Here is a 12,055-nt window from a genome sequence, read left to right as displayed (position 1 = left end):
GAATAATAGGCGCTGATGCCAATGCGTGCTGCGCGAATACAGACACCATCTTCGCCGTCTGCGATTTGCTCGACGCCGTTGTCATCGATTGGAGCAAAGTGCCGGCTCGACGCCGGCATTTTGTTGGCGCTGCGAGCGCAGTCTACTCAACAAGCCTCGCTCGTAACCGCGCAAATTCCTGTTCTGAAATATCGCCCGTCGACTTCAGGCGATTCAGCTTCTCCAGCTCATCGGCGACACTATAGCCGACGACCTTGCGAAGCTCGTCACGCGCCTGTCGCTCGCGGTTAAGATTGCGCTCCGCCATGCCATGACCCTGTGTGAGGACATAGACGAATATCCCAATGTAAGGCAGCAAAATCAGCAGGATGACCCATAAGACCTTGCTGAACCCCGAGATGTCGTGACGGCGGAACAAGTCGGCGGCTATGGTTATGAACAGCCAGAACCACAGCACAAACAGAAAGATGGAAAAAACATCGATAACAAAATTAGCGAACGAAAAACCTTCTGAGAATAGCATGCCTGCTCCCCCATTTGGTTATCACGTCGATAATAAAGTCGGCCCAGTCCGAATGCATATGGTTGAAGAACTATCAACGAAGGCGGCACCATTGTCCAGTGCTACGCTCTGCGCCATTGCCGCTCCGCCGCACGCCGTATCTGTTTCCTGGAGATCACGCTACCCGAGAGATAGTGCGTCCGGCATTGGTTAAAGCGCGGCTAGTGTTCGGAGCGCGAAGAAAAAGCCCCTGAAATCAGGGTTTAGATGTGAAGCGATAGAGGGCAGTTGCTGACCGTTTTCCAATTCTCCGCTTCATCCGATAAATAACAGAAAATTGAGAGGAAACCCTCATCGCCTACCCGATTTTCTGAGGTGTGACACGACATTTTGCATCCGGGGGCGCTATTCGTGGTTCCTGACCAAGTTCTCGGTTTTCATTCAGCCGCGAAGATCTCTGCAGTGTTGAGTTCGGTGGGTCAGCTGACGCTGCCCACCGAACTCAAAGACAGGCCTAGAGTGAAATGATAACCGACTTGACCTCCGTATAGAGATGCAAGCCTTCATGACCCTTTTCGCGTCCCCAGCCGGATTGCTTAAATCCGCCGGTCGGAATGGCGGCATCGACCGATCCGTGGACGTTGACACCGATACGGCCCGCGCGGATACGACGTATCATTTTATGGGCCGTGCTCAGATCGCGGGTCCAGATGCTGCCGGCAAGGCCGTAAATGGAATCATTCGCTTGTTTGGCGATTTGCTCGAGATCGTCATCATCGAAACTGACGGCGCAAACCACCGGACCAAAGATTTCTTCCTGCATCACGGACATATCGGGCTTGGTATCGGTGAGGATGGTCGGTGCCATGAAATAACCCTCGCTTCCGACGCGTTTACCACCGGAGGCGATCGTCGCTCCGGCAGCCTTGCCCTGGTCGATATACCCGGCGATGCGTTCAAGCTGGACTTCGGAGATGACTGGTCCCATCTGCGTCCCTTCCGCGAGGCCGTGGCCAACACGAATCTTGCCGGCTTCCTGCGTCAGCCCATCAATCATTCGGTCGAACGCTTTTTTATGCACGAAGAGGCGAGAGCCTGCCGTGCAGACCTGGCCGGAATTGGCAAAGATCGCCTGTGCCGCGCCGGGGACGGCAACCGACATATCGGCATCCGGAAATACGATCACCGGCGACTTGCCACCAAGCTCCAAAGAAACTTTCTTGAAGTTCCCCATGGCGGCGTTGACGATGTGGCGGCCGACCTCGGTCGAGCCGGTGAATGCCACCTTGTCGATATCGGGATGTCCCGCAATGGCAGCACCCGCCGTTGGGCCAAAGCCGGTTACGATATTGACGACGCCGTCGGGGAAGCCGGCTTCCTGGATCAGTTCGCCGAGACGCAGCGCGGTGAGAGGAGTCTGTTCGGCGGGTTTCAGGACGATCGTGCAGCCCGTGGCGAGCGCCGGTGCGAGCTTCCACGCCGCCATCAGAAGCGGCGCGTTCCATGGGATGATCTGGCCAACGACGCCAACGGGCTCGCGTACCGTGAAAGCGTGGTAATTGCCGGGGGTCGAAATGGACAGCGTTTCGCCGGTGATTTTGGTGGCCCAGCCGGCCATGTACCGGAACATGTCGACGCTGAGAGGCACATCACCGCGCCGGGCAGTGGTGAGCGGCTTGCCGTTGTCGAGCGCTTCAAGTTCGGCAAATTCCTCAGCATGCTGCTCCAACAGATCGGCCAGCTTCCAGACCAGGCGGCCACGGTCGCTCGGCGTGATCCGGCTCCATGGCCCACCTTCGAAGGCTTGACGCGCCGCTTTGACGGCAAGATCGATATCGGCCGCATCGCCTTCCGCCACACGTGCAATCACGCGCCCGGTCCCCGGATCGTGGGTATCGAATACCTTGCCAGATTGGGCAGGGACCCATTTGCCGCCGATCAGCAGCTTGTGCTCCCGGCTAAGAAAGGCGGCCGCCTTGTCTCCGATGCGCGGGTGGACGAAAAGCGTATTCATTAGTAACCCTCCGGTATGCGTCAATTGCCGTCAGCGCATTGCCATCAAGGCCCGCACGCTGCACTTGAGTGTCCCATGCAGCAAGAGGAAGGAGTTTCGCCTTTACTCAGGACGTGGTGAGACACACCTAGATTGCACGCGCGGGTGCGCGTTGATGCCACCTTACAGGTGCAAGGGCGGAAGTCTTCATAGGAAACCTACTAATAGAGAGTGTCTTCGTAGTAACATTGCGCCAACAGTCACGTTGCACCGAGCGCGAGTTGCCATCACTGCGCGACACCACACCGAGCCACGCGCGGATTACACTCTCGGCTTTTTGCCGAGATCGCGTAGAAAATCGCGAAGGTCACTCAGATAGGTATATGAACCCAAAATTCACGCCTATAGCGGGAACGTCCGAGTAATCAGTGAGTAATGGCATTCCCGACCATGAGAGAGACCTAGGGCTTTATAAAAAAAGCCCTGATTAGGATATCTGATTATTGACAGTGCAAAGAGAACGCAGTTAGCGTGTTTCGAGAAAAAGAGGCGCAAATTCAAAGCGTTGCCTCGGTAAGGAGGATGTTTTGGGGGACTCGAAAATTTTCGAGTTGGCGACAGCCGCTATGAGATTTCTGAACTTGGTTACGTGCACGCGTTTAGTCGCAATAAGTCCCGGGCCAGCCTTTTCAGATCGGAACGCAATTGCTTGGAAAAGGCCGTCTCTAGCCAATTGGAATGGGTTCAGCGCAGAATCATACGGTTGCTGCGGCTCGCGGCGACATTCGACGGGGCCGCAATATCACCCAGCGCCGCGCCGGAAACCATTTGTCTCTCCCCCTGGTTACCCGAATAGGTCAATAGATTCACCATGGTCCTTTAGATTCACCATGGTCCTTTGCGACGGCAAACCTCAAGCCGGTAGAACGCCGGGCAAGGTTTGCGCGGGGCCGGGCCGCCAGCCGTAACTTAAGGGACGTCGTCGAACCGCATCGAATGGAACAGAGTGTCACTGAAAAAGGGGAGTGAAATGAGACATTTTCTGATAGCTAGCAGCTTCATCTTGGGCCTTTCTGGCTTTTCTCAAGTTGCTCTGGCAGCTGATAGCTGTGGTGACGTGACGATTGCCAGCATGAACTGGCAAAGCGCGGAGGTACTCGCCAGCTTGGATAAGCTCATTCTGGAAAAAGGATATGGCTGCAACGCCAATATCATCCAGGGCGACACCGTGCCCACGATCACGTCGATGGTGGAGAAGGGGGAGCCGGATGTCGCGCCTGAAGGCTGGGTGTCGCTTCTGCCGGAGGTGGTGAGCCGCGGCATCAGCGAAGGTAAGCTGGTCGGTGCCGCTGTGGCGCTTTCCGATGGTGCCGTGCAGGGATGGTGGATTCCCCAGTACATCGCTGATGCACATCCGGATTTGAAGACGATCCAGGATGTCCTGAAGCATCCAGAGCTTTTCCCGGATCCGGAAAACCCGGATAAAGGCGCTGTCTATAATGGTCCGCAAGGCTGGGGTGGCACGGTCGTGACCGGCCAGCTATACAAGGCCTACGACGCCGAGAAAGCAGGCTTTGATTTGATCGATACCGGCTCTGCCGCCGGGCTCGACGGATCGATCGCGAAAGCCTATGAGCGCAAGCAGGGCTGGGTCGGCTATTATTGGTCGCCGACCGCCTTGCTCGGCAAATATGCCATGGTAAAGCTGGGCCACGGGGTGCCCTTCAACGAAGCGGAATGGAAACGGTGCAACACCGTTGCTGATTGCGCCGATCCCAAACCCAATGACTGGCCGAAAGACACCGTGCAAACCCTCGTTACGAAGAAGTTCGCCGATCGCGCCGGCGCCGATGTGATGGCCTATCTGAATAAGCGGTCTTGGTCGAATGAGACGGTGAATAAGCTCATGGCCTGGATGACGGATAACCAGGCTACCGGCGAGGATGGCGCCAAGCACTTCCTCAAGGAAAATCCGGATCTGTGGACCAAGTGGGTATCGCCGGAAGCCGCGACGAAGATCAAGGCGGCTCTCTAATAACGAAAGTCTGATGGGCCGGGTGCGCTTTTGAGCGCACCCGGCATCTATCTTTATCTGCTCCATACGAGGCATCGGCCATGGATTGGCTCACCAATTTCCCTCATATGAACGACGATACGCTGCGGGATCTGAAGAAAGCCATCGACGAAGGTTTTCGCGCGTTTACGCGGACATATGGTGATCCAATCGAGGCCTTCTTCAGCCCGCTTCAGTCCTTCTTGATCTCGGCTGAGCGATTCATGACGCAAACGCCTTGGCCGATCATCCTGTTGCTGGTCGCGGTTATCGCCTGGTTGGCAAGCCGTAGCTGGAAGATCGTGATCGGCTGCGTCTTGACGCTCCTGGCGCTCGGATATTTCGGCATGTGGGAAGACACGATGAAGACCATCTCGATGATCTTCGTCTGTACCGTCCTTGCCATCGCGTTCGGCATTCCCATTGGCATCGCGATGGCGCGCTGGGACCGGTTACGCGCCACGATCAATCCCATTTTGGACGTTATGCAGACCATGCCGAGCTTCGTCTATCTCATACCGGTGGTGATGTTACTTGGAATCGGCCGCGTACCCGGCCTGATTGCCGTTGTAATTTACGCTATCCCACCGGTCATTCGGCTAACGGACCTGGGAATTCGCCTGGTCGATAAAGACGTGCTCGAGGCCGCTGATGCATTCGGCTCGTCGGCTTGGCAACGCCTCGTAAACGTCCAGATGCCTCTCGCCTTGCCCACGATCATGGCCGGTATAAACCAAACCATCATGATGTGTTTGTCCATGGTGGTGATCGCGGCGATGATTGGCGTTCAGGGGCTTGGGCAGCCGGTTTTGAAAGCGATCGCCAACCAGTATTTCACGTTGGGCGTTTTTAATGGACTTGCCATCGTCGGTATTGCCGCGATCTTTGATCGCGTCAGTCAAGCCTACGGCAAACGCCTGCAGAAGCATCTAGAAGTGACCCATGGCAACTAGCTCGATCGAAATCCGGAATCTGTATAAAATCTTTGGCTCGAGAGGCCGGGATTTTGTCGAGACAGTTCGTCAGGGGATGAGCAAATCGGAGCTCAACGAAAAGTATGGGCACGTTCTCGGCCTTCAGGATATCAATATCACCATACCCGGCAGCGCCATTACCGTTATCATGGGGCTTTCCGGTTCGGGAAAATCAACCCTGATACGGCACATCAACCGACTCATCGAGCCGACATCGGGGGAGATCTTTTATGACGGTACCGATATCTGCAAGATGTCCGAGCGAAGCCTGCGTGATTTCCGTCGCCACAAAACAGCGATGGTCTTCCAGAAATTCGCACTGCTTCCGCATCGCACTGTCCTGGATAACGTCATCTACGGCCTGAAAATCCAAAATATCGCGCCGAAGGAACGCGAGAAACGAGGGCGTTACTGGATTGAAAGAGTTGGTCTCAAAGGATACGAGACGTACTATCCAAATCAGCTGTCGGGCGGCATGCAGCAGCGCGTCGGCCTTGCCCGCGCATTGGCAAATGATGCCGATATCCTGCTGATGGATGAAGCCTACTCAGCTCTTGATCCGCTCATCCGCGTCGACATGCAGACGGTCCTTCTTGAACTGCAGCAGGAGCTAAAGAAGACCGTTGTCTTTATTACCCATGACTTGGACGAGGCGCTGCGCCTCGGTGACAAGATCGCCATTTTGCGCGATGGCAAGATCATTCAACAAGGTACCGGGCAAGAAATTGTCCTGCATCCGGCGGATGACTACATCGCGCGGTTCGTCAAGGAAGTGAATCGAAGCCGCGTGGTCTCCGTACGAGCGATCATGGCTCCGCCTAATGGCTCGACCGCCGGTTTCAGCATTTCCCAGGATGACACGTTAGAGAGTGCCGCTAAAGCTTTGACCGAACGAAATCTCAGTCAAGCTTTGGTAACGGATGATCGTGGCGAGATCGTTGGCTCCGTGGAGCTCGGTGCGATCGTTCGCCAATGGTAGAACCGGTCGAACGAGAAGAAATGTCTGCGAGCAGCGGCAACCGGTAGCTGGCACCTGGAAACAGTGCGGGGCCACGTTATCCGTCGGCCTCCGGTGTCACAGTCACGCGCTGCAATCCGTTCTTGTTCATGACCGTCACCACCAACGATCTGCCCACGACCTCTGCCGTCAAATAGCGGTGTAGGTCGTCGATCGAATGGATCGTTTGATCATCCACGGCCAGAATCACATCACCCTTCTGTAATCCGGCGCGATCGACCGGGCCGCCGGCAATCACCTCAACGATCTGCACGGCAGTCGGATTGATCCGATGTAGTCCTCGGCTCAACCTGGCATCGAGCATGATCGTCTGCCCGGCGAAACCCAATACGGCGCGCTTGACGCGACCGTCGCGCATCAGCCGCATCGTGACGTCGATCGCCGTATCGATGCCGATGGCAAAGCAAAGACCCTGAGCCTGGCCGATCATCGCCGTGTTGATGCCGACGACACGGCCCGACCCATCGACCAGCGCGCCGCCCGAATTGCCGGGATTGAGGGCCGCATCGGTCTGAATGACGCTCTCAATCAGTCTCCCCGCGGGCGATCGCAAGGTCCTGCCGAGCGCACTGACGATCCCTGCCGTGACGGTCGCCTGAAATCCCAGCGGATTGCCGATCGCGACGACCAGCTGGCCAACGCGCAAATTCGCCGAGCTGCCGAGTTGGGCGTACGGAAACTGGTCTCCTTCCAGACGCAAGACGGCCAGGTCGGTTGCCGAATCATTGCCGATCAGAGCCGCCGAAAACTGCCTGCCATCCGTGAGTTTCGCTGAGATGTGCGCAGCCCCCGAGACGACATGGCTATTCGTCATCAGATAACCGTCCGGTGCGTAAAGGACGCCCGAACCAGTGCCGCCGCGCGGACCCTCCGCGAGAATATGCACGACCGCCGGGCCGACCGCCTCGAAAGCCTGTGTCACGCGGGCGGAGTAGGGATCTAAAGCGTCATCGGAGGGAAGTGCTGAGTCATAAGGCATGTCATTGAAATAGGTCGCTGCGCTTTGGCCTACAAGTAGGGGCCGGCCGGCGGGTCGTGCTACATGGCTTCGGCCAAAGAATGCCTGCCATGCGAACGGCAGCGAGGGCTCGAAGGCGTGTCCGAAGCTTGCAATTTGCCGGAGTCGCTCGCGTCGCGCCCTCGGCTGCTACGACAAGTTCCACGATTTCAAGGAGTTGGCAGGGATGAAGGGTGAGAAAGGGAGATGGCGGAGAGGGTGGGAAAGTCCCCTAAGCCGCCGAAAGCCGCAGATTTCCTGCATTTTTATAAGTGCGCCTGGAGGGGTTTGTACACCTAGTTTGGATAGTAAAACAACCCAGAGCTAATGGACATAAGCTGAACAGCTACGCATGTAAGGACTTCGAAAAATGGAACGCGTAGTGGGATAGGAAAGTGGATTGAGACTTATCTCCGTCTGGTGCTTTCCAGCCTCATTGCTGCCAGCTTTGGCCATTCACCCGGCTGGACTAAGGACAAATATTTATTAACGACTACTCTCATGGCATCGAGATAAGTCTCAATACTGATTTCGTCACTACTACCTAAAATATAAGGTGGCCGTCCGTGCGAAACGTGATCTCGATCAATGATCAGCTTTGCAATGATATTAGCGATACGGCCGTCTACTAGGTCGGTCTTTTTCAATAGATTCTTATTTTTTGATTCAGCTTTCTCGCCAGCAATCATTTGACGCTTGTTGGCAAGAATTTCAAAGCAGATTGCTAAGTCCAGAATACATCGTTCATCTTCCCTAGCCATGTAATGTCCGAGCGCATCAGCAAAGGCGAGCAGCCCATTATCAGCGGGAATTCGACTCTGTACGTTATGTAAACAGAGAAGCCATAAGCTAGAGGTTAAAGGGCGCTCGATACCCATAAGTTGTTGGGTTTGCCTCGCTCCGTACCACGTACTCTCTACGTCGCCAGCGCCACGATATTTCAGCTCGCTGAGCAATCGATAATTCTTGTTGATCGATCCTCCAAGTTGGAATGGACCGCGAAATGGAGCTTGGGCTGACCGCAACCACCACTGATGAGTATATTGTGTGATTTGATCGACAATTTCTTTCAAAACAACGTCTTCTGGGAAGTCGGCCTCGATATCAAGCCGAATTCCTTGACAGTATAACTCTCCTTCATCCGACCTAGGTTCGACAACAACTCCTTTTACTGCTGACGAAGGAACGGGCTGATAGGAAGAGACCGTGTTATCTCCCTCCGGGATATGGACACCTTGGAAAATCGCACCTGCTTCAGCGGTCCCATTGAGCTGAAACGGTGGATAGACTCGACAGTGCTTCTCTCCACGCTTGATCGTCTGGATATCGGGAAAAGCAGTTTTCAAAAGAATTGGATTAGGTAATCTATAAATGTGCGCTTCCCAGTTCGTCAGCACGCTTCCTCTATAAGCGGCAATGACCTCACTTTCCATCTCTGGCCAAAGAATTCCTTCGCTTGGCTTCTCCATGAATCGAGCTTTGACCATATACGTGTGCCAGTCTCTTCCCCACACGGTCATGCTCTCTTTTGAAGTTCCGCCTTATCAACAATCCGAAGCAAGTTATCTACGAAGGCGCAAACCTTGAGCGCATCCTCTCGGGAAAACTCCTCACTGATATGATGATGTGTCGGGTTTCTAAATGCTCCCATCATACCCCTCATGATATCGCAGAAACCTCGGTGTTCGTCTGGGTCGGCACTCACCTTGAGAACAGTTTTCGCGACATCGGACACCAAGACCTTGTTGACAAGCTGTGTGCCTGACAGGCCTTCCTGATTATCGGACTTGATACGGATTCTATCTTCCAGCACTTGAGTCGCTTGGTTGATTACACGATCAAAGCTCCCTGGAGCAGAAAGCAAGTCAGCGCACCGGTTCCTTAGCGTCTCATCCCGTATAGAGTTGTAGAGTGTCCCAACCTCGATAATTTCCTTACTGACGTGGTGAACGTGCTCTAGATAGCTCACCAACTGCATTAGTTTGGCTTCAAATATCTTGGAAATGCACCAAGTACTGCCACTTGCTCTATTGCCGGAATAAGCAGTTGCGGGCAGGGAAAAGCTAGACAAGTCTTCGGGAGCGAGAATTGTCGTAAGCTGCCGCACGATGCCGTCATAGTCATGTCCCAGCTCTATTGGGATAGTTCCTGAGAAAGGTCCTGCTCTCTCAAGGCCCTTTAGTCGCGCATAAGCACCTTTGAGAGCTGTCCGGTCAATTGCCATAGGAATTCCTCGATTCGCAAACGCTATGCGTTACGATGGTTCGAAAGTTGAACAACTCACTTTGTCTTCTGATACTGTGCCGTCACACAAGATGAGATGCGGCTTGGGATCATCGCTGCGCGTCTCGGGCACTGTCACGTTCACTCTGATATGATCAGTGAATCCGCCTAACTCATCAAAGCTGTGTCCAGCCGGAGTGCAAAGGGTCTCATAGACCTTGCCGGGTATCGCTCCAGGTAGGTGCATCTCGATTAAGGACTTAGCTAAGACCTCGGCGGCTACTCTATTTTTGTGCTTATCATCGGTCGCTTTGAAGCCCGCGAATATCAGTATCTGCTTTTGCTCCGGGATGAAGATGGCACGGGCAAAGCTATCTTTCACCCCCGCTACGATGCCGAAACTCGGAAGCGATTCACGGAACAAGGCGTTCATGTTTGAAAGACAAACGTCCATTGCCGTCGCCTTCGTGGCGGCTAGAAACTCAATAGGTGGAGTTCCTTCGGCGAGGCTCGTGCTGGTACAGCTTAAAAGTATCGCTGCGGCTGTAGCCAGCTTTCTCGTCCCCATCATCCCTGTCCCCAGATCTTTTGCACATGTGGTTACATCCCCGTGCAATGATTCTAGCCACCTAAAATCATACAAACAAGACTAGTAATTCTGACTCGCCCGACTCACCTTGTCACCGCCCATTGGGGGCATGAGCAAAAACATCAGGTGGATTGAATGATTACCGTGTCGGTAGGCTTTAGCCGCTTCGCCTTTCGCATTGGGAACGCCTTTATCATCGCTTTGGCGGGAGATGAGGTGACCTTTCAGGCTCCCTATGTCGGGCGGCTCCATTGGATGAAGGGATACGGTAGCCGGGGGGAGACTTGGAAGCAGGTAAAGGGAGAGCGGTTTGAAAGCTTTTGCCAATGAGCTGGGGACAAAGGCAAAAAATGACAAAAAATCTGAGAGAGCCTTCAATTAAGTTGGCGGCGAAGTTTCCCCGTAGGCCCGGCCTCGGGAAACCTAATAGGCAGCGGGGGAGGAGTTGGAGCAACCTGCTCCTTTTCCCGCATCACTCAGCTACAGATGAAATGCTTGCCCGTGATCACGTCGAACTCCGCGCGGGCGGCACCCTCCTTCCAGACATGCGGGTCTTCCAAAAGCTGCTCTAAGCGGGCGATGATTTGCCTCAGCTCGGGCTTGGTCAGGCCGTGGTAGCCGGGGCAGGGAGGAAACAGGGGAAATCCATCCTCGTCATGCGGGCCATGAGGTGTGTCGCTCATCGTTGTCTGCTCCGTCATAGCCAGGAAGCGGTATCAGTTAGATGGCTATTAGGCTACCCACCGTCCAGCCTCTACTGAGATGAGGCGGATACAAGTTAAGTATTGTCGAGGGTAGATTTGGGGCGTCGCGCTGCTACTATGAATTCTTCGGCCAATAAGATTTAGAGAGCATATGTTAGAAGATATTTGGGGAGTTGCGGCAGCCACATTAAATTGGCTTTGGAATCTGTCCAATTCTAATTTCTTTACAGCACTCGTAGGCGCATTTGCGGGTGCATATGGGGCACAGGCGATTGTAGAGAGGGCCGGGCGAAAGAAGCGCCTGTTAGAGGAAATCCGTAACACCAACGCGGCGATTGTGGTTGCTTGTAGCATAACCAATACCTTTTGCGCGCTGAAGAGCCAGCACGTCAAAGGGCTTAAGGAAAATCTCGACGCACAACGAAAAGAACTCGAAATTTTCAAGCAAGCCAGAAAGCAAGGAGCGGTCGCTCCCGAAGAAGCATTTTATTTTCAGGCTGACTTTCAGAGTCTTCCCGTCGTTCAGGTTCCCATCGACGTTTTGAGGAATTTGCTTTTTGAAAAGCTCTCTCTGGTTGGCCGACCTCTGAGCATAGTCGCTGTGCTTTCGCAAACCATTGACTCTGTTATAGGCGCAATCGAACGGCGAAACAGGATCATAGATGAGTGCAAGCGGAGAGCACCCATCCCCATCAATGAACTGGTGCCGCTTTATTTTGGACTTCCTAACAAAGATGGCCACGTTGATATGACCTACTCGGAAACTGTGAGTGCCATATACAGCCACACAGACGACTGCATATTCTTCAGTCATCTACTGGGGGAGGACCTAGAAAAGCACGGAAAACGCCTTGCAAAAGTGTACGGTAGTAAGGCTCCTAGGATAGAGAAGACGGCTTTCACAAACGCTGAAAGAAAGGCTCTGTTGCCAGACCCAAGCCTCTATTCGGACTGGATGAAAATGCCGGACGCTTCAGTGGACCCTGGGTAATCGTCTCGGCC

Annotated in this window: 11 protein-coding genes; 4 read left to right on the top strand and 7 right to left on the bottom strand. The window is 54.2% G+C overall.

Translation table 11 applies throughout. The features are described from left to right. Window positions 1-142: 142 nt before the first annotated feature. Complete coding sequence (locus tag SMD27_RS15895; RefSeq protein WP_320509391.1) at window positions 143-523, bottom strand: SHOCT domain-containing protein; 381 nt, start codon at window positions 521-523, stop codon at window positions 143-145. A 493-nt stretch (window positions 524-1,016) separates the two neighbouring features. Beyond that, a complete protein-coding gene (locus SMD27_RS15890; RefSeq protein WP_320509390.1) occupies window positions 1,017-2,516 on the bottom strand; it encodes an aldehyde dehydrogenase family protein in 1,500 nt (499 codons plus the stop codon). 1,009 nt (window positions 2,517-3,525) lie between these two features. Between SMD27_RS15890 and SMD27_RS15885 the strand changes: the two genes are divergently transcribed. The 3 genes from SMD27_RS15885 (at window position 3,526) to SMD27_RS15875 (ending at window position 6,501) form a co-directional block, all read left to right on the top strand. Beyond that, on the top strand, window positions 3,526-4,530 hold the full coding sequence (locus tag SMD27_RS15885) for an ABC transporter substrate-binding protein (protein ID WP_320509389.1): 1,005 nt from the start codon (window positions 3,526-3,528) through the stop codon (window positions 4,528-4,530). A gap of 107 nt (window positions 4,531-4,637) precedes the next feature. Further along, window positions 4,638-5,501, top strand: a complete 864-nt coding sequence (locus SMD27_RS15880; protein ID WP_320509388.1) for an ABC transporter permease — start codon at window positions 4,638-4,640, stop codon at window positions 5,499-5,501. Next, window positions 5,491-6,501 (top strand): quaternary amine ABC transporter ATP-binding protein, encoded by a 1,011-nt coding sequence (locus tag SMD27_RS15875; RefSeq protein ID WP_320509387.1) that lies wholly within the window; start codon window positions 5,491-5,493, stop codon window positions 6,499-6,501. The genes SMD27_RS15880 and SMD27_RS15875 overlap by 11 nt, the downstream gene beginning before the upstream one ends. Window positions 6,502-6,577: 76 nt before the next feature. Here the strand turns inward: SMD27_RS15875 and SMD27_RS15870 are convergent, their stop codons facing one another. The 5 genes from SMD27_RS15870 to SMD27_RS15850 form a co-directional block, all read right to left on the bottom strand. Next, window positions 6,578-7,462: a S1C family serine protease gene (locus SMD27_RS15870; protein WP_320509386.1), complete on the bottom strand. Its 885-nt coding sequence runs from the start codon at window positions 7,460-7,462 to the stop codon at window positions 6,578-6,580. A gap of 482 nt (window positions 7,463-7,944) precedes the next feature. Next, a complete protein-coding gene (locus SMD27_RS15865; RefSeq protein ID WP_320509385.1) occupies window positions 7,945-9,057 on the bottom strand; it encodes a hypothetical protein in 1,113 nt (370 codons plus the stop codon). After that, complete coding sequence (locus SMD27_RS15860) at window positions 9,054-9,761, bottom strand: TIGR02391 family protein (RefSeq protein ID WP_320509384.1); 708 nt, start codon at window positions 9,759-9,761, stop codon at window positions 9,054-9,056. Before SMD27_RS15860 ends, SMD27_RS15865 begins: the two co-directional genes overlap by 4 nt. Before the next feature lie 30 nt (window positions 9,762-9,791). Continuing rightward, window positions 9,792-10,331 carry a hypothetical protein gene (locus tag SMD27_RS15855; protein ID WP_320509383.1) on the bottom strand — a complete coding sequence of 180 codons (540 nt, stop codon included), beginning with the start codon at window positions 10,329-10,331 and terminating at the stop codon, window positions 9,792-9,794. A gap of 494 nt (window positions 10,332-10,825) precedes the next feature. Continuing rightward, window positions 10,826-11,032, bottom strand: coding sequence for a hypothetical protein (locus SMD27_RS15850; protein ID WP_320509382.1), 207 nt, complete (start codon window positions 11,030-11,032; stop codon window positions 10,826-10,828). Between the two features lie 172 nt (window positions 11,033-11,204). Between SMD27_RS15850 and SMD27_RS15845 the strand changes: the two genes are divergently transcribed. Then, window positions 11,205-12,044 (top strand): hypothetical protein, encoded by an 840-nt coding sequence (locus SMD27_RS15845; protein ID WP_320509381.1) that lies wholly within the window; start codon window positions 11,205-11,207, stop codon window positions 12,042-12,044. Window positions 12,045-12,055 lie beyond the last annotated feature (11 nt).

Origin of the sequence: Dongia soli, assembly GCF_034044715.1 — a bacterium.
GTDB lineage: Bacteria > Pseudomonadota > Alphaproteobacteria > Dongiales > Dongiaceae > Dongia_B > Dongia_B soli.
Note: the sequence above shows the minus strand (reverse complement) of the source record. Positions and strands in the feature narration are given on the sequence as shown.

What these genes read in the sequence shown, in the direction of transcription:
- SMD27_RS15895 (WP_320509391.1), bottom strand. Translation starts at nt 523, where the DNA reads ATGCTATTCTCAGAAGGTTTTTCGTTCGCTAATTTTGTTATCGATGTT.
- SMD27_RS15890 (WP_320509390.1), bottom strand. Translation starts at nt 2,516, where the DNA reads ATGAATACGCTTTTCGTCCACCCGCGCATCGGAGACAAGGCGGCCGCC.
- SMD27_RS15885 (WP_320509389.1), top strand. Translation starts at nt 3,526, where the DNA reads ATGAGACATTTTCTGATAGCTAGCAGCTTCATCTTGGGCCTTTCTGGC.
- SMD27_RS15880 (WP_320509388.1), top strand. Translation starts at nt 4,638, where the DNA reads ATGAACGACGATACGCTGCGGGATCTGAAGAAAGCCATCGACGAAGGT.
- SMD27_RS15875 (WP_320509387.1), top strand. Translation starts at nt 5,491, where the DNA reads ATGGCAACTAGCTCGATCGAAATCCGGAATCTGTATAAAATCTTTGGC.
- SMD27_RS15865 (WP_320509385.1), bottom strand. Translation starts at nt 9,057, where the DNA reads ATGACCGTGTGGGGAAGAGACTGGCACACGTATATGGTCAAAGCTCGA.
- SMD27_RS15860 (WP_320509384.1), bottom strand. Translation starts at nt 9,761, where the DNA reads ATGGCAATTGACCGGACAGCTCTCAAAGGTGCTTATGCGCGACTAAAG.
- SMD27_RS15855 (WP_320509383.1), bottom strand. Translation starts at nt 10,331, where the DNA reads ATGATGGGGACGAGAAAGCTGGCTACAGCCGCAGCGATACTTTTAAGC.
- SMD27_RS15850 (WP_320509382.1), bottom strand. Translation starts at nt 11,032, where the DNA reads ATGAGCGACACACCTCATGGCCCGCATGACGAGGATGGATTTCCCCTG.
- SMD27_RS15845 (WP_320509381.1), top strand. Translation starts at nt 11,205, where the DNA reads ATGTTAGAAGATATTTGGGGAGTTGCGGCAGCCACATTAAATTGGCTT.